General features: G+C 73.3%; 22 protein-coding genes. 11 read left to right on the forward strand and 11 right to left on the reverse strand.

The features are described 5' to 3' along the window. Positions 1-13: 13 nt before the first annotated feature. Positions 14-718: an MBL fold metallo-hydrolase gene (locus AC07C1_RS00885; RefSeq protein WP_478936017.1), complete on the reverse strand. Its 705-nt coding sequence runs from the start codon at positions 716-718 to the stop codon at positions 14-16. Between the two features lie 61 nt (positions 719-779). Next, on the reverse strand, positions 780-2,135 hold the full coding sequence (locus AC07C1_RS00890) for a M20/M25/M40 family metallo-hydrolase (RefSeq protein ID WP_478936019.1): 1,356 nt from the start codon (positions 2,133-2,135) through the stop codon (positions 780-782). Positions 2,136-2,266: 131 nt separating this feature from the next. Here AC07C1_RS00890 and AC07C1_RS00895 point away from each other — a divergent pair, with 131 nt between their 5' ends. Beyond that, positions 2,267-3,508 (forward strand): geranylgeranyl reductase family protein, encoded by a 1,242-nt coding sequence (locus AC07C1_RS00895; protein WP_478936020.1) that lies wholly within the window; start codon positions 2,267-2,269, stop codon positions 3,506-3,508. Here AC07C1_RS00895 and AC07C1_RS00900 read toward each other — a convergent pair. Then, entirely contained in the window at positions 3,498-3,953 is a 456-nt protein-coding gene (locus tag AC07C1_RS00900; protein ID WP_478936021.1) for a nitroreductase family deazaflavin-dependent oxidoreductase, read from the reverse strand. The genes AC07C1_RS00895 and AC07C1_RS00900 overlap by 11 nt on opposite strands. Positions 3,954-4,098: 145 nt before the next feature. Here AC07C1_RS00900 and AC07C1_RS00905 point away from each other — a divergent pair, with 145 nt between their 5' ends. The 3 genes from AC07C1_RS00905 to AC07C1_RS00915 all read left to right on the forward strand — a co-directional run bounded on the left by AC07C1_RS00905 (position 4,099) and on the right by AC07C1_RS00915 (position 6,906). Beyond that, positions 4,099-4,791: a TetR/AcrR family transcriptional regulator gene (locus tag AC07C1_RS00905; protein WP_478936022.1), complete on the forward strand. Its 693-nt coding sequence runs from the start codon at positions 4,099-4,101 to the stop codon at positions 4,789-4,791. A 73-nt stretch (positions 4,792-4,864) separates the two neighbouring features. After that, the gene (locus tag AC07C1_RS00910; protein WP_478936023.1) at positions 4,865-6,244 is read left to right on the forward strand and encodes a sensor histidine kinase; all 1,380 of its coding nucleotides are present in this window, start codon (positions 4,865-4,867) and stop codon (positions 6,242-6,244) included. After that, positions 6,241-6,906: a response regulator transcription factor gene (locus tag AC07C1_RS00915; RefSeq protein ID WP_478936024.1), complete on the forward strand. Its 666-nt coding sequence runs from the start codon at positions 6,241-6,243 to the stop codon at positions 6,904-6,906. Before AC07C1_RS00910 ends, AC07C1_RS00915 begins: the two co-directional genes overlap by 4 nt. 127 nt (positions 6,907-7,033) lie before the next feature. On the opposite strand, the gene AC07C1_RS00920 is transcribed toward AC07C1_RS00915, so the two are convergent. Next, on the reverse strand, positions 7,034-8,524 hold the full coding sequence (locus tag AC07C1_RS00920; protein ID WP_478936026.1) for an MFS transporter: 1,491 nt from the start codon (positions 8,522-8,524) through the stop codon (positions 7,034-7,036). An 85-nt stretch (positions 8,525-8,609) separates the two neighbouring features. Here AC07C1_RS00920 and AC07C1_RS00925 point away from each other — a divergent pair, with 85 nt between their 5' ends. Continuing rightward, on the forward strand, positions 8,610-9,008 hold the full coding sequence (locus AC07C1_RS00925) for a MarR family winged helix-turn-helix transcriptional regulator (RefSeq protein ID WP_478936027.1): 399 nt from the start codon (positions 8,610-8,612) through the stop codon (positions 9,006-9,008). A 7-nt stretch (positions 9,009-9,015) separates the two neighbouring features. Here the strand turns inward: AC07C1_RS00925 and AC07C1_RS00930 are convergent, their stop codons facing one another. Both AC07C1_RS00930 and AC07C1_RS00935 read right to left on the reverse strand, forming a co-directional pair. After that, positions 9,016-9,756, reverse strand: coding sequence for a maleylpyruvate isomerase family mycothiol-dependent enzyme (locus tag AC07C1_RS00930; RefSeq protein WP_478936029.1), 741 nt, complete (start codon positions 9,754-9,756; stop codon positions 9,016-9,018). Positions 9,757-9,956: 200 nt separating this feature from the next. Continuing rightward, the gene (locus tag AC07C1_RS00935) at positions 9,957-11,126 is read right to left on the reverse strand and encodes an MFS transporter (protein WP_478936031.1); all 1,170 of its coding nucleotides are present in this window, start codon (positions 11,124-11,126) and stop codon (positions 9,957-9,959) included. A 606-nt stretch (positions 11,127-11,732) separates the two neighbouring features. Between AC07C1_RS00935 and AC07C1_RS00940 the strand changes: the two genes are divergently transcribed. Next, complete coding sequence (locus AC07C1_RS00940) at positions 11,733-12,128, forward strand: luciferase domain-containing protein (RefSeq protein ID WP_478936032.1); 396 nt, start codon at positions 11,733-11,735, stop codon at positions 12,126-12,128. Positions 12,129-12,140: 12 nt separating this feature from the next. Here AC07C1_RS00940 and AC07C1_RS00945 read toward each other — a convergent pair whose 3' ends face one another. After that, positions 12,141-12,920, reverse strand: a complete 780-nt coding sequence (locus AC07C1_RS00945) for a DeoR/GlpR family DNA-binding transcription regulator (RefSeq protein ID WP_478936033.1) — start codon at positions 12,918-12,920, stop codon at positions 12,141-12,143. A gap of 169 nt (positions 12,921-13,089) precedes the next feature. On the opposite strand from AC07C1_RS00945, the gene AC07C1_RS00950 reads away from it, so the two are divergent. Both AC07C1_RS00950 and AC07C1_RS00955 read left to right on the forward strand, forming a co-directional pair. After that, positions 13,090-13,971, forward strand: a complete 882-nt coding sequence (locus AC07C1_RS00950; protein WP_478936034.1) for an SIS domain-containing protein — start codon at positions 13,090-13,092, stop codon at positions 13,969-13,971. A 34-nt stretch (positions 13,972-14,005) separates the two neighbouring features. Next, complete coding sequence (locus AC07C1_RS00955) at positions 14,006-14,866, forward strand: ketose-bisphosphate aldolase (RefSeq protein ID WP_478936035.1); 861 nt, start codon at positions 14,006-14,008, stop codon at positions 14,864-14,866. A gap of 272 nt (positions 14,867-15,138) precedes the next feature. On the opposite strand, the gene AC07C1_RS00960 is transcribed toward AC07C1_RS00955, so the two are convergent. After that, positions 15,139-16,272: a methyltransferase gene (locus AC07C1_RS00960; RefSeq protein ID WP_478936037.1), complete on the reverse strand. Its 1,134-nt coding sequence runs from the start codon at positions 16,270-16,272 to the stop codon at positions 15,139-15,141. Positions 16,273-16,351: 79 nt separating this feature from the next. Here AC07C1_RS00960 and AC07C1_RS00965 point away from each other — a divergent pair, with 79 nt between their 5' ends. The 3 genes from AC07C1_RS00965 (at position 16,352) to AC07C1_RS00975 (ending at position 19,111) form a co-directional block, all read left to right on the forward strand. Further along, positions 16,352-17,002, forward strand: coding sequence for an alpha-ketoglutarate-dependent dioxygenase AlkB family protein (locus AC07C1_RS00965; RefSeq protein WP_478936038.1), 651 nt, complete (start codon positions 16,352-16,354; stop codon positions 17,000-17,002). Positions 17,003-17,115: 113 nt separating this feature from the next. Beyond that, positions 17,116-18,354 carry an ROK family protein gene (locus AC07C1_RS00970; RefSeq protein ID WP_478936039.1) on the forward strand — a complete coding sequence of 413 codons (1,239 nt, stop codon included), beginning with the start codon at positions 17,116-17,118 and terminating at the stop codon, positions 18,352-18,354. Positions 18,355-18,490: 136 nt separating this feature from the next. Then, positions 18,491-19,111: an NUDIX domain-containing protein gene (locus tag AC07C1_RS00975; protein ID WP_478936040.1), complete on the forward strand. Its 621-nt coding sequence runs from the start codon at positions 18,491-18,493 to the stop codon at positions 19,109-19,111. A 114-nt stretch (positions 19,112-19,225) separates the two neighbouring features. Here the strand turns inward: AC07C1_RS00975 and AC07C1_RS00980 are convergent, their stop codons facing one another. From AC07C1_RS00980 to AC07C1_RS00990, 3 genes are all read right to left on the reverse strand, one after another. Beyond that, the gene (locus AC07C1_RS00980; protein ID WP_478936042.1) at positions 19,226-19,456 is read right to left on the reverse strand and encodes a DUF1272 domain-containing protein; all 231 of its coding nucleotides are present in this window, start codon (positions 19,454-19,456) and stop codon (positions 19,226-19,228) included. Positions 19,457-19,698: 242 nt separating this feature from the next. Further along, a complete protein-coding gene (locus AC07C1_RS00985) occupies positions 19,699-20,607 on the reverse strand; it encodes a phosphotriesterase family protein (RefSeq protein WP_478936043.1) in 909 nt (302 codons plus the stop codon). Further along, positions 20,604-21,182, reverse strand: a complete 579-nt coding sequence (locus AC07C1_RS00990) for a DUF4865 family protein (RefSeq protein ID WP_478936044.1) — start codon at positions 21,180-21,182, stop codon at positions 20,604-20,606. Before AC07C1_RS00990 ends, AC07C1_RS00985 begins: the two co-directional genes overlap by 4 nt. Positions 21,183-21,206: the final 24 nt, after the last annotated feature.

Genomic DNA, 21,206 nt, shown 5'->3' on the forward strand with positions numbered 1-21,206 from the left:
CCCTCGGTCACGATCAGGACGTGGCCGCTGCCCTGCGCAGAGCGGCGGCGGCGCTTCCCACCACCGGGTCGCCGTGTCCGAAGCAGGCCACTTCCGCGTCGAGGTCCGCCAGCCGGCCCAGAGAGGTGATGAGCCGGGGGCGGTCGAGGTTGAACACCCCCGGAAGCACCGATCCGTCGACCGGTGAGGCCGCCACCGTGTCCCCGGTGAACAGCACGCCCTCGTCGGGCAGGAACAGCGCGATGCTGCCGTCCGTGTGCCCGGGGACGTGGAGCACCCGGGCGCCGCCGCCGAAGTCCAGCACGTCACCGTCCGACAGCCCGGTGACCGCGGCCGGAAGCACCGGCGTGCCACCGGGCAGGTGCTGGGCCGCCTGTGCGTGGATCGGCAGCTCCCACTCCTCGAACCGGGGCGGCGGGCCCGGGAGTTCGCCGCGGACGAACGGCGCGTCCAGCTGGTGCGCCAGCACCTCCGCTCCGCTCAGCGCGGCGAACTCGCCCGCTCCACCCGCGTGGTCCTCGTGGAAGTGGGTCAGCACGATCCGCCGTACGTCCTCCGGACCGCGCCCCAGCGCCGTGACCGCCTGTGCGATCGTCCGGCCCGCGCCGAGCGCGCCCGCGTCGATCAGTGTCAACTCGTCGTCATCACGCCAGAGATAGGCCTGGCCGACCGGGAAGCGCAGGAGATGGAGGCGGGGGAGCAGTTCGATGACGTCCATGCGCCGACCGTAGGCGGGGCCCCCGCCCGAAGGCGAGGACCCTCTGCCGTCGGCAGAACCGTCAGCCCGCCGCGTAGTTGCGCAGGAAGAGCGCCTCGGCGACCGACAGCCGCTCCAGCTCCTCGGGCGAGACGCTCTCGTTGACCGCGTGGATCTGCGCCTCCGGCTCGCTCAGGCCGATGAGCAGGATCTCCGCCTGCGGGTACAGGCCGGCGAGCGTGTTGCACAGCGGGATGGAGCCGCCCTGACCGGCGTACTGCATCGTCTGGCCCGGGTAGGCCACCGCCATCGCGTCGGCCATCGCCTGGTAGGCCGGGCTGGACGGGTCGGCGCGGAACGCCTGGCCCTGGCCGATCTGCTCGGTGGTGACCCGGGCGCCCCACGGGGTGTGGGCCTCGATGTGCGCCTGGAGCAGCTTGGTGGCCTGCGCCGCGTCCACGCCCGGTGGCACCCGCAGGCTGATCAGGGCGCGCGCGGTGGACTGTACGGAGGGAGTGGCGCCGACGACCGGCGGGCAGTCGATGCCGAGGACGGTGACCGCCGGACGGGCCCAGATCCGGTCGGCGACCGAGCCGTCACCGATCAGCTCGACGCCGTCCAGCACCCTCGCGTCCGTACGGAACTGCTCCTCGGTGTACTCCAGGCCGTCCCACGTCGCCGTGGCGTCCAGCCCGTCGACCGTGGTCGAGCCGTCCTCGGCGCGCAGCGAGCCGAGGATCTGGATCAGCGCGGCGAGGGCGTCCGGGGCGGCGCCGCCGAACTGGCCCGAGTGAAGGTTGCCGGCCAGGGTGTCGATCTGCACCCGGACCAGGGTCATGCCACGCAGGGTGGTGGTGACCGTCGGCAGGCCGACGCGGAAGTTGCCCGCGTCGCCGATGACGATGGTGTCCGCCCGAAGCAGCTCGGGGTGCTCCTCGGCGTACCGCTCCAGGCCGCCCGTGCCCTGCTCCTCCGAGCCCTCCACGATCACCTTCACGTGCACCGGGACGCCGCCGTTCGCCTTCAGGGCGCGCAGCGCGAGCAGGTGCAGGATCAGGCCGCCCTTGCAGTCGGCGCTCCCGCGGCCGTACCAGCGGCCGTCGCGCTCGGTCAGCTCGAACGGCGGGCTGGTCCAGCCGGCCTCGTCCAGCGGCGGCTGCACGTCGTAGTGCGCGTAGAGCAGAACCGTTTTCGCGCCCTCGGGGCCAGGCAGGTAGCCGTACACCGACTGCGTGCCGTCCGGAGTGTCCAGCAGGGCGACGTCGGCGAACCCCTCGGCGCGCAGCGCGTCGGCGATCCAGCTCGCTGCGGCCTCGCTCTCGCTCTTCGGGAACTGCGCGAAGTCCGCCACCGACTTGAAGGCGACCAGCTCGGTCAGCTCCGCCTTGGCCCGGGGCAGCAGCGAGGCGACGGTCTCGGCGACCGGATTCGACGACATGGGCACGCTCCTCGTGGGTGCGACGTTGAACGGGGTGAGTAGCCCGATCCTCCCACAGTGGCCTGCGACGACGGCCGCCGTAGGATGCGAGGGACACTACGGCAGCGGCTTGATCGGAGCGGTAGACCATCGTGAGCGGCGAGTATTCTTCGGCGGACGACGTGCAGCGGGTGTGGGACATCGTCGTGGTGGGCGCGGGACCCGCGGGGGCCTCGGCCGCCTACGCCGCGGCGGTGGCGGGGCGGCGCGTGCTGTTGCTGGAGAAGGCCGAGTTGCCGCGCTACAAAACCTGCGGCGGTGGCATCATCGGACCCTCGCGTGACGCGCTGCCGCCCGGCTTCGAGCTGCCGTTCCGGGACCGGGTGCACGCGATCACCTTCTCGAACAACGGCCGCTTCACCCGCACCCGCCGCTCGAAACAGATGCTGTTCGGGCTGATCAACCGGCCCGAGTTCGACCAGCAGCTGGTCGAGCACGCCCAGAAGGCGGGCGCCGAGCTGCGCACGGGCGTCACGGTGCAGCGGGTCGAGCAGCACGGCTCGGCGGTGCCGGACCGGCGCACGGTCGCGGTCGTCCTGCAGGGCGGGGAGACGGTGCTGGCCCGCGCGGTCGTCGGCGCCGACGGCAGCGCCAGCCGCATAGGAGCACACGTCGGTGTGAAGCTGGACCAGGTGGACCTCGGTCTGGAGGCGGAGATCCCGGTGCCGGAGCCGGTCGCCACGGACTGGAAGGAACGGGTCCTGATCGACTGGGGCCCGATGCCCGGCAGTTACGGCTGGGTGTTCCCGAAGGGGGACACGCTGACGGTCGGCGTGATCTCCGCGCGTGGTGAAGGCGCCGCCACCAAGCGGTACTTGGAGGACTTCATCGCCCGCCTCGGCCTGTCCGGCTTCGAACCGGCCATCTCCTCGGGCCACTTGACCCGCTGCCGGGCGGATGACTCGCCGCTCTCCCGCGGCCGGGTGCTGGTCTGCGGTGACGCGGCCGGCCTGCTCGAGCCGTGGACCCGTGAGGGCATCTCCTTCGCGCTGCGCTCGGGCCGGCTCGCGGGGGAGTGGGCGGTCCGGATCGCCGAGGCCCATGACGCCGTCGACACCCGGCGTCAGGCCCTGAACTACGCGTTCGCGATCAAGGCGGGGCTCGGCGTCGAGATGAGCGTCGGCAAGCGGCTGCTGGCCGTGTTCGAGAAGCGTCCCGGGTTCTTCCACGCGGCCCTCACCGGCTTCCGTCCGGCGTGGAAGGCGTTCAAGGGCATCACGCAGGGCTCGACCTCGCTGGGTGAGATGGTGCGCGCCCACCCGCTCGCCCAGCGCGCCCTGACCGCACTGGACCGCGGGCCGGCCGCCCCGGTGGAGGAGCCCGTCAGTTCGTGACGGTGATCCGGAAGACGGGATGGTCGGGGGCGCAGCCGATGATCTCCTCGTCGGAGGACCGGGCGGTCACCCCGTCGAAGTACTGGTTGACCTCCCAGCCCCACTTCTCCAGGTAGGTCCGCAGGACCGGGAGCTTCTCGGCGTCGGGAAGCTCCACCGCGGTGAAGGCGCGCACCTTGCGGCCGACGCGCAGTTCGCCGCCGCCGGCGGCGCGCATGTTCCGCACCCACTGGGAGTGGCCGCGCGCCGAGACCAGGTACTGACCGCCGTCGTAGCTGTGCGGGTTGACCGGGACGCGCTGCATCTTGCCGCTCTTCCGGCCGGGCACGGACATCTCGGCGGTGCCCGCGAGGCTGAGCCCGCGCCGGGCGAGCCAGCCGATCACGCTGTTCAGGCGGACGTTCAGCGGGCTGCCCTCGAGGTAGTACGGAGAAGACGACGACATGGTGACCCCCACGGTTTGGGAGAGCGGTGCTCTCGGTCGACTCCAGTGTGGCGCAGACGGGCGCTTCGAAGCAAGAGCAGTGCTCTCTTTTTTGGGCGCCGCTCACATATGTGTGCACTGCTCTCCTCCGTGGCACACTGCTGGCATGAGCACCGCACAGGGCGCCCGCGCACGGGCCAGGGCCGAAGTCACCGCGGCCATCAAGGACGCCGCCCGCAGACAGCTGGCGGCCGAGGGTGCGGCCAAGCTCTCGCTGCGGGCCGTCGCCCGCGAGCTGGGCATGGTCTCCTCGGCGGTGTACCGCTATTTCCCCAGCCGTGACGAGCTGCTGACCGCGCTGATCATCGACGCCTACGACTCCCTCGGCGAGGCGGCGGAGCAGGCGCGGGACGCGGCGTCCGGCACCGCACCCATGGAGCGCTGGACGACCGTGTGCGAGGCGGTGCGCGGCTGGGCGCTCGCCCACCCGCACGAGTACGCGCTGATCTACGGCTCGCCCGTGCCCGGCTACTTCGCCCCCGAGACCACCGTCCCGGCCGCGTCCCGCGTCGGCCTGGTCCTCATCGGCATCGTCCGCGACGCCCACCAGGGCCCCGGCCTCACCACCCCGCCGCCGCCCGCCGATCTTCGCCCGGAGGCCGAGCGGATGGCCGCGGACCTGGCGCCCGACCTGCCGCCCGAGGTCGTGGCGTCGCTGGTGGCGGCCTGGGCGCAGCTGTTCGGGCTGATCGGCTTCGAGTTGTTCGGGCAGTTCAACCGGGTGGTGGAGGACCGCGAGACGTTCTTCCGGCACGCGGTCGCCCCGCTGGCGCGCGGTGTGGGTCTGGGGCGGCCCTGAGCCGCGTACTCCGCGGGGAGTACCGGTGATCACCCCGCCCGGCTGACGCCCTCGCGCACCGGCGGCGTCTAGCGTGGCGTGCATGGAAGAGGAGCGCGGGGGCGGTACCTCGCACTGGTGGCGGCACGGGTCTCCGCGGTGGAACCGCCGGGACGACCCCGAGGCGCAACCGTGGCGCCCGGACCATCTCGACGCGCACCCGTGGAAGAACGGCCTGGGCCGTCCCCAGGCGCACTCCTGGTGGAACCGCCCCGACCCTCCCCAGGACCCTCCCCAGGCGCACCCGTGGAGGCACCGCCCGCACCACCCCGAGGCGCAGCGCGCCCGGATGCCCTGGCGCTCGACCCTGCTCCTCACCGCGTTCGTGCTGGTCGGCACCAACTTCGCCGCGCACGCACAGCACCACCGCGTGCAGCTCGACGGTTACGGGCGCGCGCTGCTGCTGGTCGCCTCGGTCCTGCTGCTGTGGCGGCACCGCCGTCCGGTGCCCGTGGCCTTCGGCACGGCGACGGCGACTCTCCTCTACCTGGCCCTGGGCTACCCGTACGGCCCGGTCCTCCTCACGGTCGCACTCGCCTGCTTCAGCGCGGTCGCCGCCGGGCACCGGCGGGGTGCCTGGGCGGCCATCGGTCTGCTGTGGGCCGGCCACGCCCTCGTCGCGCTCTGGCTCTACCGCCGGCTCCCGCCCGCGGGCGACGAGAGCGCGGGCCTCACCCAGGAGATCGTCATCGCCACCTGGGTGCTGGCCATCCTCGCCATCGCCGAACTGGCCCGGGTACGGCGCGAGCAGTGGGCGCGGGAGCGCGCGGACCGCGCCCGGGCGGCCGAGCGGCGCGCCGACGAGGAACGGCTGCGGATCGCCCGCGAGCTGCACGACGTCCTCGCGCACAGCATCTCCGTCATCAACGTCCAGGCGGGCATGGGCCTCGTGCTCCTCGACAGCGACCCCGAGAAGGCGCGGGCCGCGCTCACCACCATCAAGGCCGCCGGCAAGGAGGCGCTCGGGGAGGTGCGCCAGGTCCTCGACACCCTGCGCGCACCCGGCGCCGCGCCGCGGGCCCCCGCCCCCGGCCTCGGCCGGCTTCCCGAGCTGGTGGAACAGGCGGCGGCCGCGGGCCTCACGGTGGAGGTCGAGGGTGAGCCGCCGCGGCTGCCGCCCGGCGCCGAGCTGGCCGCCTTCCGTATCGTGCAGGAGGCCTTGACCAACGTCGTACGGCACTCCGGATCGCGGCACGCGCGCGTGCGCTTCGCCCACGGCGGCGGCACGCTGCGGCTGCGGATCGACGACGACGGCCCCGCGACCGGCGCGGCCGCCGGGGGCAGCGGGAACGGGCTGGCCGGTATGCGGGAGCGGGCCGCCGCGCTGGGTGGCACCATCGAGGCGGGCCCGCGCCCCGACGGCGGCTTCCGGGTGCTCGCCGTACTGCCGACGCACCTCGGGGAGGGCCAGTGATCCGGGTACTGCTCGCCGACGACCAGTCGCTGGTACGGGCCGGTTTCAGGGCGCTGCTCGACGCCCAGCCGGACATCGAGGTGGCCGGGGAGGCGGCCGACGGGGAGGAGGCGCTGCGGCTGGTGCGCGAACTGCGGCCGGACGTCGTCCTGATGGACATCCGCATGCCCCTGCTGGACGGCCTGGCCGCGACCCGGCGCATCACCGGGGACGCGGCACTGAAGGACGTGAAGGTGATCATGCTCACCACCTTCGAGCTGGACGAGTACGTCTTCGAGGCCATCCGGGCGGGCGCCTCCGGCTTCCTGGTGAAGGACACCGAGCCGGATGAACTCGTGCGCGCCGTAGGGGCGGTGGCCGAGGGCGACGCGCTGCTGTCGTCGGGCGTCACCCGCCGTCTGATCGCCGAGTTCGCGGCCCGTTCCAAGGAGCCGGCGGCCGCCGGAGCGCTCTCCCGGCTCACCGAGCGGGAGCGGGAGGTGATGGCGCTGGTCGGCATCGGCCTGTCGAACGAGGAGATCGCGCGGCGCCTGGTGGTCAGCCCGCTCACGGCCAAGACGCATGTGAGCCGCACGATGGTGAAACTGGGCGCCCGCGACCGCGCCCAACTCGTCGTCCTCGCCTATGAGTCGGGGCTGGTACGGCCGGGCTGGCTGGGCTGAGCCGCCCGCCGGGCGGGGTGACCCGCCCGTACGTGCCCGCGTCGGGTCGAGTAGAGGTGCGCCCGGCGGAGCGGCCGACTCCCGCCGGGCGCACGCCTGGAGACGGTCCCTCTCTTTCCGGGGCGGCTCAGTCGGGGACCGCCACGCGTTCCGTTTCCACCTCCGCCACGGTGGACCTGGCGACCACGACCGACGGCTGGGGACGACGGCCGCGCAGACCGGTGAGGCTGATGAGCAGACCGGCCACGGCGATGCCCGTGACGACGATGAAGCCCGGCCGGTAGCTGTCGAGGACGGCCTGCGGGGTGGCGTGCGCGGGCGCGCCCGCGGTGACCACAGCGGTGACCACCGCCAGGAAGATGGCCCCGCCCACCTGTATCGAGGTGTTGAGCAGCCCGGAGACCATGCCCTGCTCGTGGTCCTCGACCCCATTGGTGGCCTGGATGTTGAGCGCGGGGAAGACCAGCGCGCAGGCCGCGCCGATCAGCAGCATGGACGGCAGGACGACGGCCGCGTACACCGGGTCGAGATCGACGCGCAGGAACAGCGCGTACCCGAGGACCATGAACGCGAAGCCGGTCGTGATCAGCCGGGGGGTGCCGAACCGGTCGACGATCGCGCCGACCTTCGTCGAGGACACCGCCACCAGCGCGCCCGCGGGCAGGAAGGCGAGCGCCGTGTGCAGCGCCGACCAGCCCAGCAGCGACTGCATGTACAGGGTGGTCAGGAACTGGAATCCGACGTACGAGCCGAAGAAGGCGACCGCCCCGAGCTGGGCACGGACCTGGCTGCCCGCGCGCAGCACGCCCAGCCGGATCAGCGGGCTCGGCGAACGCCGCTCGACCAGGACGAAGGCGGTCAGCAGGGCGGCGACGACCAGGAAGGACAGCAGGGTACGGGCGGAGGTCCAGCCGGACTCGGACGCCTGGACGACAGTGAAGACCAGCAGCAGCATCGACGCGGTGCCGAGGACGGCGCCGGGGATGTCGTAGCCGTCGTGGTTCTCCTCGCGGGCGCTGCGGGGCAGCAGCTTCAGGCCGGCGACGAGGGCGATCAGCGCGATCGGCGCGGGCAGCAGCATGGTGAAGCGCCAGCTGGCCTCGGTGAGCAGACCGGACAGCACCAAGCCCATGGAGAAGCCGGTGGCGGCGCAGGTGGTGTAGATGGAGAGGGCGCGGTTGCGCAGCGGGCCCTCGGGGAACGTCGTGGTGATGATCGACAGTCCGGCCGGTGCGGTGAAGGCCGCGCTCAGGCCCTTGATGAAGCGGCTGGCGATCAGCAGCGGTCCGGAGTCCACCAGCCCGCCGAGCAGCGAGGCCAGCGCGAACACACCGAGCGCCACCAGGAACACCTGGCGCCGGCCGAGCAGGTCGGCGGTGCGGCCGCCAAGGAGGAGCAGACCGCCGTATCCCAGGATGTAGCCGCTGACGATCCATTGCAGCGTCGATGTGGACAGGTGGAGATCGGAGCCGATGGACGGCAGCGCGACGCCGACCATCGACACGTCCAGCGCGTCCAGGAACATCGCGGCGCACAGCACCAGCAGGGTGCCCCACAGCCGGGGGGTCCAGCGAACCGCCGGGGACGGGGCCGCGGAGGTGGTGAGCGGAGAGGTCATGCCGGGGAGACTACATGCATGTGCATTCGATGCAAACACATTTAATTACGATGCAACAAACTCGTTCCTCTGCTACGGTGCGCTCATGGCGGCGAAGAAGGCCGAGCAGGCGCTCGTGGAGCAGTGGCGGGACATCCTGGCACTGCACGCCCGCACCCAGTGCGAGCTGGACCGGGCGCTGCACGGACACGGCCTGTGCGCCAGCGACTTCGAGGTCCTCGACCTGCTGGCCGAGGGTGCGGCGGCGGACGGCGGCTGCGCCTACCGCGTGCAGGAGATCTCCGACCGGGTGCACCTCAGTCAGAGCGCGCTGTCCCGGCTCGTCGGCCGCCTGGAGAAGGACGGCCTCGTCGAGCGGGCCATGTGCGCCGAGGACCGGCGCGGGGTGCGCGTCGCGCTCACGGCGAAGGGGCGCGCGCTGCACGGCGAGGTGCGGCCGGTGCAGCGCGCGGTGCTGGCCCGCATGCTGGACGAGGTCGACTGACCGGGCGTCAGATACCGGACGCGTCCCGCCACAGGTCGGCGAGAGAGCGATCCCCGGTCACGGTCGGCACCGGCGCCCGGTTCCACAGCGCCAGGTACAACTGGTCGGCGGGTCCGGACAGTTCGGCCTCGGCCTCGCCGGCCGCGCCCCGCACGGTCACCGGCGGCTCGGTGGTGAGCCGTACCGTCCACACCGCGTCCGCCCCCGCGTCCACCGCCCGCACCCGCAGCACGCGCGGCTCCTCGGTGCGCACCCGGCTCCTGGGCCGGGCGTGGAAGCCGCGCAGCAACTCGTCGATGCCGTCCGCCGCGAAGTCCGGCGCGATGGGCGAGGCCGTACCGCCGCGCGCCGCCTCCGCGTCGTAGCGGTGCACGGTCGTCTCGTGCGCCTGCCGCCGGGCCCAGAACGCCAGCGGCGACGGGCTGGGCACCGGCAGGAAGGTCCAGCACCGCACGTCGGCCGGCGCACCGGACAGGGTGTCGACCAGCAGACGGTGGCTGTCCCGGTACCAGGCCACCAGCTCGGCGCCGTCCAGCTCCGGCGGATCGCTGATGGGGAGGGGCGCGGTGTGGGCGTCGGCGACGAGCGCGGCGGCCCAGCGATGCACCGCCCCGGTGTGCCGCAGCAGGTCACGCACCTGCCACTCCGGGCAGGTGGGCACCTTGGCGTCGGGCCCCGCCGCCGCGGCGGCCGCGGCCAGCAACCGGCCCTCCCGGTCCAGGGTCTGAAGGAACTCGGCAGTCTCCATGGGGTGAGTGTGCCGGATGGGGCGCACTCCAGGGACAGTATTTTCCGGGGCCGCGTGCCGTACCGCGGCGGCGAGTTCACGTCCACGCCGCGGGGCCGTGCGGCGGTGGCGGCACGTGAACCTGCTCGTACGGTTCACGCGCTGACTGCCGCCTCGCACCCCGCTCCGGGCCCGTGGGACTCGACGCACCGGAGTCCGCGTCAACCGCCCATCGCCCGCCGTGTCGACACCCCGATGACCGCGGCGACGGCGGCCAGTGCGGCGACGCTGGTGAGCGCCACGGGCAGGGAGAACCAGTCGGCCATGAAGCCGATCGCGGGCGGCCCCAGGAGCATGCCGCCGTAGCCCAGCGTGGAGGCGACGGCGACGCCCGACGGGCCGGCGAGGGCACCGGCCCGCTCCACGGCGACCGGGAAGAGGTTGGCCAGCCCGAGGCCGGTGACGGCGAAGCCGATCAACGCCGCCCACACGGACGGGGCGAGCGAACCGAGCAGCATGCCGGCCGCCGCGACGGTGCCGCCGGCGATCACGGTACGTGCCCGGCCGAGGCGCGCCAGCAGCGCCGAGCCCGTCAGCCGGCCGATGGTCATGGCCAGCGCGAAACACGCGTATCCGGCGGCCGCCGTGCCCGAGGGCGCCGCCAGGTCCTGCTGGAGGTGGAGCGCGCCCCAGTCGGCCATGGCGCCTTCGCCGTAGGCGGTGCACAACGCGACCAGCCCGAAGACGACGACCAGCCCACGAGTGCCGGTCCGCCGTGTCCCGCCGGCCGTCCCCGCTTGCGGCGACGGCGTACGGTCCGCCGGTGCGGGAGGCTCGTGCCGCAGCAGGGTGCGCCCGGCGACCGCCGCGACGAGCAGCCCGATCAGCGTGAGGCCGAGCAGATGACGGACGGGGGAGAGGGTGCCGGCGACCAGCCCGCCGAGACCCGCGCCGATCATCCCGCCCAGGCTGAAGGCGGCGTGGAAGCTCGGCATGATCGGCCTGCGCAGGGCGGCCACCAGGTCGACGGCGGCGCTGTTGAAGGCCACGTTCACGCCTCCGTACGCGGCGCCGAAGAGCAGCAGAACGGCGCCCAGCGCCGGTGCCGAGTGGGTCAGCGGGGGCAGTGCGACGCTGAGGGCGAGCACCACCATGCATACGACGGTCACCGGATGACTGCCGTAGCGACGGCACAGCCGGCCGGTCAGCGTCATCGTGAGGACCGCGCCGGCGGACACCCCGAGCAGGGCGAGCCCCAGGGCACCGGCGGAGGCATGCGTCTGGTGCTTGATGTCGGGGATGCGCACGACCCATCCGGCGAAGATGAACCCGTCCAGCGCGAAGAAAGCGGTGATCGCCGCCCGCAGCCCGGCAAGATCCTGGCCCGGCACGACGCTGTGCGTTGGGGTTTTGTTTATTAGCGGCACAAAGTCAGCCTAAGGTGAGCCGGGGAGGGGAGCAAGCGCTTTGACGGTGTCCAGCTGAGCGACTCCACGCCGCGTCCCCGGACCACCTGGGGCGCAGCGCGGTCAGCAGCTGGACGGGTCACGTTCGACTTCGTGGAGACGGGGGAGAACCTCGCGGACGGGCGCGACGGATTCGGCGACCTCGCCGAGGAGTTGGCCATGCGCAGCGGCGGCAGGGAGCCGAACCCCGCGTGGGAGCAGGGGCTTTCGCTCCTTGGCCGCTGTTCCGCGGCCCCGTCGATCCCCGGGCGTGGTCATCGGCTTGGTCCGCCTGGCGCGCGCACTCGGCAGGGATGACTGGCTCGGCGAACACGTCGGCCCTCTGCTCGGTTCGCTGTCCCCGGCATCGCTCATGCGGCTCAGGCCCACCGATGCCGACGCGCTGCTGGACTTCGTGACGCAACCGGACCATTGGGTTGCCTGTTCGGAGGGTGCACCCGTGTGTGGGTCGGGGTGCCCGTCGCGGATACAGGTCGGTTAATGCTTGCTCACCAGCTGGTTGCGGGCGGGTGAGCGCGCCATGATGGGCCCATGACGTTGGCCTCGCGCGCGCTTGCGCAACTGGCGACCTGGCCGGACCTGAGACAGGCCGTCCCGAGCTGCGGCCTGGGAGAGGCGGTGAGTTCGGCCGAGGGCGAGATCGCCCACTTCCATTCGGACCGGGATGTCGACCTGCGACTGACCGACCGGGCCATCCGCCGGTTCGCCAAGGACCTCAAGGGCTCGGGGGCGATAAGGATCGTGCCCGGCTCGCAGTGGGTGACCCTGCGCCTCGACGCCTCGAGCGACGTCGACCTGCTGCTGACCCTGGTGAGCGTGGCGCTTCAGGCCCAGCAGAGCTGGCCCGACCCCGCCGACCGCCCCCTGGTCGGCTGCAACGATCAGCGGGGCACCGGGTTCGTGAAGGCCGACCTCGGCGCGTTCTGAGGCCGCCGGCCGTCACACCGCGAGGACCCGGACGCCGGCGTCCTCGAACCGCCGCACCGTCTCCTGCCCCACCGCCGTGTCCGTCACGAGCGTGTTCACCAGCTCCGCCCCGCAGATCCGGGCGAACGCCCGCTGGCCCAGCTTGCTGGAATCGGCGGCGACCACCACCCGCTCGGCGCGCTCGCACAGCAGCCGGTTGATCGCGGCCTCCGCCTCGTCGTGCGCCGCCGCGCCGTGCGTGGCGTCGAAGGCGACCACCCCCAGCACCGCCACATCCAGTGTGATCTGGCCGAGCACCCCGTCCGCGAGCGGGCCGATGAGTTCGTACGACTGCGGACGCGCCACCCCGCCCGTCACCACGATCTTGAACTGCGGTCGCACGGCAAGCTCGTTGGCGATGTTCAGCGCGTTGGTGACGATGGTCAGCGCCGGCGAGCCGCTCGACAGGTCGCCGCGTACGGCCAGCGCGCGGGCCACCTCCGTGGTGGTCGTACCGCCGGTCAGTCCCACCGCCTCGCCCGGTGCGACGAGGCCGGCCACCGCCTTGGCGATGCGCTGCTTCTCGGAGGCTCGGCGGGCCGTCTTGTAGCGCAGGGGGAGTTCGTACGACACCCCGTGCACCACCGCTCCGCCCCGGGTGCGCACCAGCATCTGCTGTTCGGCGAGCTGGTCGAAGTCCCGGCGGATCGTGGCCGCCGACACCCGCAGCTCGGTGGCCGCGTCCTCGACGTCCAGCCGGCCGCGCTCGACGAGCAGTTCCAGCAGCGCCTTCCAGCGGGCGTCCCGGGACATCCGCGGCCTCCGTTCTCCGATCGGTCTGTCGAACGCTCCTCGATCATTTTCCGATCGTTCTCCGCGTCTCTCCGTGACCCTAGCGCACCACCCTTGGCTCCAGATGCTTGATTCTGCTCGAAAGACCGCTATATCTTGCAGGAACAATCAGCAACGGGAGGGTGTGGGCATGACCCATGTCGAGGACGAGCTGAACAGCCAGCCGCAGTGCTGGATGCGAGCGGCCGAGGAGGCGGGGCGGCACCGCGCCGCGCTGCCGGGAGACGGGGAGCGGGTCGCCGTCGTCGGGTGCGGGACCTCGTACTTCATGGCACAGGCGGTGGCCGCCCTGCGTGAGGGCGCCGGGCAGGGCGAGACCGACGCGTTCGCCGCCTCCGAGTTCCCGCACGGGCGGTCGTACGACCGGGTGATCGCCCTCACCCGCTCCGGCACCACCACCGAAGTGCTGGAGCTGCTCGATGCGTTGAAGGGTCGTACGCGCACCACGGCCGTCACCGCCGATCCCGAGACCCCCGTCATGACGGTCGCCGACGACCTCGTCGTCCTGGAGTTCGCCGACGAGACCTCCGTCGTCCAGACCCGGTTCGCGACCACCGCCCTCACCCTCCTGCGCGCCCACCTCGGCCTGCACGCCGGCACCGTCGTCGCCGACGCGCGCACCGCCCTCTCCGCTCCTTTGCCCCAAGGGCTGGTCGACTGCACCCAGGTCACCTTCCTGGGCCGCGGCTGGACCGTCGGACTCGCCAACGAGGCCGCGCTGAAGATGCGCGAAGCGTCCCTGTCCTGGACCGAGGCCTACCCGGCGATGGAGTACCGGCACGGCCCGATCAGCGTCACCACCGAGGGCACGGCCACCTGGATGCTCGGCGAGGCGCCCGACGGGCTCGCCGAACAGGTCCGTGCCACCGGCGCGTTCTGGATCGAGGGCGGGCTCGACCCGCTCGCCGAACTCGTCCGCGTCCAACGGCTCGCCGTCGCCGTCGCCGCCTCCCGCGGCCTCGACCCCGACCGGCCGCGCCACCTCACCCGCTCGGTGATCCTCGCCCCCTGAGCCCGCTGCCCCACGTCCCGGAAGGACACCTCACGTGCCTCTCGCGTCAACCGGCGAGCTGGTCACCCGCGCCGCCGAAGCCCGCTCGGCCGTCGCCGCGTTCAACGTCATCACCCTGGAACACATCGAGGCCGTCATCGCCGGCGCCGAGTCGGCGGGCGCGCCCGTCGTCCTCCAAGTCAGCGAGAACGCCGTCAAGTTCCGCTACGGCCGGCTGCTGCCGCTGGCCCGCGCAGCCGTCGCGGCCGCCGAACGCGCCGCCGTGCCCGTCGCCCTGCACCTGGACCACGTGCAGAGCGACGACCTGCTGCGCCAGGCGCCCGGCGCGGGCTTCAGCTCGGTGATGTACGACGCTGCCCGCCTGCCGTACGCCGACAACCTCGCCGCGACCCGGGCCGCGGCCGACTGGGCGCATGCCCAAGGCCTCTGGATCGAGGCCGAGTTGGGTCAGGTCGGCGGCAAGGACGGACGGTCCGCGCTGGACGCGCACGCGCCCGGCGCCCGCACCGACCCCGCTCAGGCCCGGGACTTCGTCGCCGGGACGGGAGCCGACGCCCTGGCCGTCGCGATCGGCAGCGTGCACGCCATGACCACCCGCACCGCCACCCTGGACCACCGCCTGCTCAAGCGGCTGTCCGCGGCGCTGGCCGTCCCGCTCGTCCTGCACGGTTCCTCCGGTGTGCCGGACGACGGACTGGTCTCGGCCGTCGTCGGCGGCATCGCCAAGATCAACGTCGGCACCGCCCTCAACGTCGCCATGACCGGGGCGATCCGCGAGTTCCTCGCCGCGCACCCGGAGGCCGTCGACTCCCGTAAGTACCTCAGCGTCGGCCGGGAGGCGATGGCCCGCGAAGTGGCCCGGATCATCCGTGTCCTCTCCCGCACTCCCGGCTGATCACACGCCGGTCGACCCCGCACCCCGGCCGCAGGCGTCGGTGTGCACGGCGCCGGGCGCCGTACGGACGACTTCCGGCGCCCGGAACTGTGGCAGCCGCCCCGGTACGGCTACGCCGCCGAACCGGCCGTCGACGGCACCCCGAGCATCCTGCGACCGGGCCGGGCGAGTCTCGTACCGCCCGGCACGGCGTCCGCTGCGGCTGCCGCCCCGAGCACCTGGACGCACACCCGCGCATCCCGGTTGACCCTGCATGATCCAAACGAATGGCCCTAGCTCTTCCTGACGGCCTTCAGCACCACGAACTTCGGGTCGCCCGCGATCAGCCGGCAGTTCCCGAACAGCCGCTTGAGCTTGATGTGGTAGCCGAGGTGCCGGTTGCCGATCACCCACAGCTCGCCGCCCGGCCGCAGCGCGCGCTTCGCCCCGGTGAACATCCGCCAGGCCGTCGCGTCGGTCGTCGCCTGGTGGGAGTGGAACGGCGGGTTGTTCAGAACCAGGTCCACACTGCCGGGCGCCACCCCGGCCAGCCCGTCCCCGACCCGGAACTCGGCGTGCCCGGGCACCCCGTTCGCCTTGTACGTCGCCTCCGCCGAGGCCACCGCCTGGAACGACTCGTCCACGAACAGCACCTCGGCCGCCGGGTCGGCCAGCGCCACCGCCGTACCGACCACGCCGTTGCCGCACCCGAGGTCCACCACGCGGCCCGCGCCGGGACCGGGCAGGTGCTGGAGGAAGAAGCGGGTGCCGATGTCGAGCCGGTCGGCGCAGAAGACGCCCGCGTGATTGACGACCGTGCGCCCCGACACCGCGCCCACGTCCTCCGGGAGGGCGTAGCTGTACGGCCACGGGTTGGCGGGCCGCGCCGGCGCCCGGTCCGGGGCGCAGAAGATCAGCCGTGCCTTCTGCTGGGCCGGCGAGGTCCGGGTCGGGCCGAGGATCCGCTCGAACAGCCGGAGCGTGGAGGTGTGGATCTCCTTCACCATCCCGGTGCCGACGACGACCGTGCCGGCATGGACGACGGGCGCCAGCCGCAGCAACTGGTCCTCCAGCAGAGCCAGGCTCTTCGGCACCCGCACCAGCAGCACGTCCACGCGCTCCGGCGGCGGATCCTGCGTGGTGAGGAGCCGCACCGCACCGGGCTCGACGCCGGCCCGCGCCAGGTTGACCCGGGTCGCCTCCTGGCTGAGGAAGGAGTCGGTGATCTGCGTCGGCCCGTGTTCCGCCAGCGCCGTGACCAGTGCGCCCCAGCGGTCCCCGACCACCACGACCGTCCCGGTGAGCGGCACCCGCTGCTCGGCCAGGTGACGCAGCAGATACGCGTCGGAGGCGTCCCAGGCACGCAGCCGGTCGCGCGGATCCTCGGGGAAGCGGGTCAGCTCGACCTCGCCCCACGGTGTCGTCATACGGTCGCTCATCGTGCGTCCAGGCTAGCGGAGCCGCAGATCAGGGGCGGTGGGGTGGGCATGCGGCAGGATGGAGCGCGTGGACGTGGAGCTGTTTCCCAGGGAGCGCGCGGAGGTCGCGCCGGGCGCCGTGCACGTCCCGGACTGGCTGGACCCGGAACGGCAGCGCGAGCTGCTCGCCGCCTGCCGGGAGTGGGCGCGGCCCCCGGCCGGCCTGCGCACGGTCCGCACCCCGGGCAACGGCACGATGACCGCGCGCCAGGTCTGTCTGGGCTGGCACTGGTACCCGTACGCTTACGCCCGCACGGCCGTGGACGGCGACGGAGCGCCCGTGAAGCCGTTCCCGGCCTGGCTCGACGAGCTGGGCCGCCGCGCGGTGGCCGACGCACTCGGCCAGGACATCGTCAGCGCCGGGGCGTACGACATCGCGCTGATCAACTTCTACGGCGGCGACGCCCGCATGGGCATGCACCGCGACAGCGACGAGCAGGCGGACGCGCCGGTGGTCTCGCTGAGCCTCGGCGACACGTGTGTGTTCCGCTTCGGCAACACCGAGACGCGCGCGAAGCCCTACACCGACGTGGAACTGCGCAGCGGGGACCTGTTCGTCTTCGGGGGGCCCTCCCGGCTCGCCTACCACGGCGTCCCGCGCGTGCACCCGGGCACGGCCCCGCCCTGGCTGAACCTCGCCGGGCGACTGAACATCACCCTGCGGGTGAGCGGCCGGTAGCCGACCGCACCGGCCGCCACGGGTATGAGTGGGCCGTGCCGGCCGCCACGGGTGAGCGGCCGGGCCCGGCGGCGCCGGTCACCACGGGTGCGGATCATGGGAGACTCACCCTCATGAGCGGCAAGGCGGATCCCCGGACTGCGGGGGAGAGGACCACCTCCAGGGCGCGACTGGACCGGGGGCGGGGCGCGCTCGGTCCCGCGCTGGAGCTGGTGCACACCGGGCGGGCGCCGACCCGGGCCGTGCTCACCGCCGAACTCGGCGTCACCCGCGCCACCGCCGGCGCGGTGGCCGCCGAGTTGGAGGCGCTGGGCCTGATCCGGGTGGACGCCCGGCCGGCCGTGGCGGCCGGCTCGCAGGGCCGCCCCTCCCACCGGCTGGAGATCGCCGAGGACGGGCCGGTCGCCCTGGCGGCACAGGTCCACGCCGACGGTTTCCGGGCCGCGCTGGTCGGCCTCGGCGGGCGGATCGTGGCGACGGCACCGGGCTGCGAGACCGTCGACGCCGACCCGGCGAAGGTGCTGGGTTCGGTCGTCGAGGCGGGGGCCGAACTCCTGCGCACCACCGGCCGACGCTGCGTCGGCGCCGGGCTCGCCGTACCGTCGGCCGTCGCCGAACCGGACGGCCTGGCCCTGAACCCCCTGCACCTGGCCTGGCCCGTCGGCGCCCCCGTCCGGCGGATCTTCGCGGAGTGCGTGCGCGCCGCGGGCATCACCGGTCCCGCGTTCGCGGCCAACGACGTCAACCTCGCCGCGCTCGCCGAACACCGGCACGGTGCCGGCCGGGGCGCCCGGGACCTGCTGTGCGTGGCCACCGGACACCGGGGTGTCGGCGGCGCCCTGGTCCTGGACGGCCGCCTGCACACCGGGAGTTCGGGCCTCGCCCTGGAGGTCGGCCATCTCACCGTGAACCCGGAGGGGCGCCCCTGCCACTGCGGCAGCCGTGGCTGCCTGGACGTCGAGGCCGACCCGCTCGCCCTGCTGGTCGAGGCGGGCCGTGCGCCGGGTCCCGAGGTGTCCCTGCTCCAGCAGGCCAACGACCTGCTGCGCACCCAGTACGCCGACGCGTCCGTGCGCACAGCCGCCGAGGCCCTGATCGACCGCCTGGGACTCGGACTGGCCGGGCTGGTCAACATCCTCAACCCCGACCGCATCATCCTCGGCGGGCTGCACCGCGCCCTCCTGGACGCCGACCCCGGCCGGCTGCGGGCCGTCGTCGCCGACCGCAGCCTGTGGGGGCAGAGCGGTGGCGTACCGATCCTGCCCTGCACCCTGGACCACAACAGCCTGGTCGGGGCGGCGGAGTTGGCCTGGCAGCCGGTACTGGACGACCCACTGGGGGCCCTGCGGTGACGGATACCGAGGGCTCTCCGGGTTCTCCGGTTCCCGAGGCGTCCGAGGTGGAATTCCTGCCCGCCACACGCATCCGGCTCGTGGAGACGGCCGCACCGAAGCTGTCGTCGCGGCACCGCTCGGCGATGGACCGCGTGTGGGAGAAGGCGTACGGGCCAACCCGGCGCTGTTCGACGGCCCGGTGGCGGCGCTGACCGGACTGGAGCGGGACGGACACGACGGTCTGCTCCTGTCCTGGGCGCGGGCCACCTACCGGTACCGGGCGCTGCGCCAGGTGCCCGGGGCACCCGTGTGCTCCTCCCTGTTCGTCTCCGTGCTCCAGCCCACTGACGACGGGCGTCTGCCGATCGGCCGGATGGCACCCGCGACCGCGGCTCCGGGCCGCTGGCAACTGCCTGGCGGCACCGTCGAACCGCCGCAACGGGAGCGGGAGTTGGACCTGGCCGACCTGCGGGCGCACGCGGCCCGCGAACTGGCCGAGGAGACCGGCTCCGACACCCCCGCAACCGCCCTCACCCTCTGGCTGACCACCCGCGGCGCGCGAGGCAACGTCGGCGTCTTCTTCGCCGCCCCGCCGCGCCCCGCGCCGGAACCGGGAGACCGGTACGCGGCGCTGGTGGATGCGGAGAACGCACGCGGCGCCGACCCGGAGTTCGACCGCATCGAGCTGATCCGCTCATCCGCCGGCCTGGCCGCTCTCGAAGGGCCGCACGTCGACTATCTGCGACCGGTCGTAAGCCGTCATACCGGAACCTGAGGCGTCACACCCTCCAGCACCGCCACGAGCGGCCGCCGTGGATCCGACGCCGTCGGAAGCCCGGCCCGACCGGCAAGCGTTCCGGCGCCGGGGCCGGACGGTCGCGCGTGGGCATCACGACCCTGAGGACAGGGTGGCCCGCTCGGGGTCGTCGTGGGTCGGCGCGACGGCCACGCGGCGGGGCCGGGCGACCAGTTCGCCGCCGCAGTTGGCACAGGTCCGCCCCATGGCCTCGGCGCACGGCACGCAGAACGTGCATTCATACGAGCAGATGAGGGCCGGGCCGTCCGCCGGCAGGGCAGTGGTCGTACAGCGCTCGCAGCGGTCGCGCATCTCCAGGGGCATGCGGTCTCGACTCCTCGGATCGTGGCCGGCGCTGTTCGCCTCGGGCCGGTGGTGTTCCCCTCAGGCCGGTGATGTTCGCCTCGGGCCGGTGGTTTCTGTGGCTTCTTCCCGCTCCATCCTCCGGACGGCGCCCGGCATCGAAACCGTCCGAAGGGACAGAGATCCACACGATCGGGCCACAGCGCCCGCACCCCGGCTCGACGGCGGGTGTCCTCACTTCCGGTCCACCGTGGGCGGCGTCCTTACTTCCAGTCGGCCGCGAACGCCCGCCCGGGATGCTCGGTGAGGATGCGCTCCACCAGCTCCGCCCCCACCGCCTCCGCCAGCCGCGGCCGCACCCGGCGCAGCAGGTACGGCATCCCGGGGCCGCCGTCGACCGAGCGCGCCCCGGCGGCCACCGTGTCCCCGCCGAGCAGCAGCCGGTCCCCGAACCCGGCCTCCACCAGCGCCCGTACCGCCTCCGGCAGCCGCCAGTCGGTGGCGTGATGGGCGCGGGACGGCCCGTCGAACGCCAGCCAGCAGCCCGACTCGGCGGCCTGCCGCTGCACCACCGGGTCGGGGAAGCGGTTCAGATGCCCCAGGATCACCCGGTCACCCGGCACCGCCAACTCGCCGCACAGCAGGTCGAGTACGTCGAGCGCACCGGTGCCCAGCTCCAGATGGACGGCGATCGCGGCACCGGTGGCGTGGTGCGCCTCGGCCGCCGCGGTCATGGTCCAGCGGGCGTGCGCGTCGAGCCAGTGGAAGCCGCCCGCCACCTTGATCAGACCGGCACGCACACCGCTCGTGCCGATGCCCTGGGTCAGCTCGGCGACGAACACGTCCGCCAGCCGGTCGCGCAGGCCGTCGAGCAACTCCCGGTCGTAGTGCGCGGCCTGGTGAAGTCCCGTGGCGCAGACCAGCCGCACCCCCGTGGACCGGGACAGCTCCGGCAGGTCCGCCACCCGCCGTCCCATGCCGTACGGCGTCCACTGGACGACGGCCGCCCCGCCCGCCGCGCGGAACGCGGCCAGTTCGGCCCGCGCGGCGCAGACGTCGTCCAGCTCCTGCCCCGGCAACTGAGGGCTGCGCAGGAAGAGATGATCGTGCGCGTCGCACACGCCCAGCTCATCGGGGTCGATGTCGCCGAGGGCCGTACGGACGCGGCTCACCACTGCCGGCCACGGGGAAGCCGGTCGCGGCCCGGCGCGGACAGGTGCAGCACCTGGAAGACGTCCCCGTCGGCCTTGGGTGTGTCGTGCTCCCAGAGGGAGAAGTGCAGCAGCTCCCAGCGGTGCGGGTCCACGGCCGCCGCCGCGAGCACCACACCGTCCTCCTCGGCCAGCCGCTCCGTCTCACCGGCCGTGTCCTCCATCAGCGCGGACAGCTCGATCCCGGCCGGCACCGGCACCCGCCGCCGTACGGCGAACGCGGCGCGCGAGCCCGCGCCCTCGGTGCAGGCGAGCCCGGTCCACTGCCGCACGGCGGGCCGCCCGAAATCGTCGACCAGCCCCTGGAAGGCGCCGCCCCACAGGAAGCGGTTCATGCCCTCCACGGTGTTCCACAGGTAGAGCGGGGCGTACTGGTTGACCGGGGAGCCGTGTTGCCCGCGTTCGCGCAGCAGGTAGGCCTTCAAGCCGAGGCCGTCCCAGTCGTCGAGCAGGTGCCCGACGCGGGCGACCCGTGCGCGGATGATGTCCGTGTCGTAGTCGGCGGGGAGGGTCAACTCGTACTGCATGGCGTGCATGAGGCGGTCCTTCCGCGGTAACCG

The sequence above is a fragment of the Streptomyces sp. NPDC045022 genome, assembly GCF_056432605.1.

Coding starts and splice junctions, on each gene's coding strand:
- AC07C1_RS00885 (WP_478936017.1), bottom strand. CDS start 718: ATGGACGTCATCGAACTGCTCCCCCGCCTCCATCTCCTGCGCTTCCCG.
- AC07C1_RS00890 (WP_478936019.1), bottom strand. CDS start 2,135: ATGTCGTCGAATCCGGTCGCCGAGACCGTCGCCTCGCTGCTGCCCCGG.
- AC07C1_RS00900 (WP_478936021.1), bottom strand. CDS start 3,953: ATGTCGTCGTCTTCTCCGTACTACCTCGAGGGCAGCCCGCTGAACGTC.
- AC07C1_RS00905 (WP_478936022.1), top strand. CDS start 4,099: ATGAGCACCGCACAGGGCGCCCGCGCACGGGCCAGGGCCGAAGTCACC.
- AC07C1_RS00920 (WP_478936026.1), bottom strand. CDS start 8,524: ATGACCTCTCCGCTCACCACCTCCGCGGCCCCGTCCCCGGCGGTTCGC.
- AC07C1_RS00925 (WP_478936027.1), top strand. CDS start 8,610: ATGGCGGCGAAGAAGGCCGAGCAGGCGCTCGTGGAGCAGTGGCGGGAC.
- AC07C1_RS00930 (WP_478936029.1), bottom strand. CDS start 9,756: ATGGAGACTGCCGAGTTCCTTCAGACCCTGGACCGGGAGGGCCGGTTG.
- AC07C1_RS00940 (WP_478936032.1), top strand. CDS start 11,733: ATGACGTTGGCCTCGCGCGCGCTTGCGCAACTGGCGACCTGGCCGGAC.
- AC07C1_RS00945 (WP_478936033.1), bottom strand. CDS start 12,920: ATGTCCCGGGACGCCCGCTGGAAGGCGCTGCTGGAACTGCTCGTCGAG.
- AC07C1_RS00950 (WP_478936034.1), top strand. CDS start 13,090: ATGACCCATGTCGAGGACGAGCTGAACAGCCAGCCGCAGTGCTGGATG.
- AC07C1_RS00960 (WP_478936037.1), bottom strand. CDS start 16,272: ATGACGACACCGTGGGGCGAGGTCGAGCTGACCCGCTTCCCCGAGGAT.
- AC07C1_RS00970 (WP_478936039.1), top strand. CDS start 17,116: ATGAGCGGCAAGGCGGATCCCCGGACTGCGGGGGAGAGGACCACCTCC.
- AC07C1_RS00980 (WP_478936042.1), bottom strand. CDS start 19,456: ATGCCCCTGGAGATGCGCGACCGCTGCGAGCGCTGTACGACCACTGCC.
- AC07C1_RS00990 (WP_478936044.1), bottom strand. CDS start 21,182: ATGCACGCCATGCAGTACGAGTTGACCCTCCCCGCCGACTACGACACG.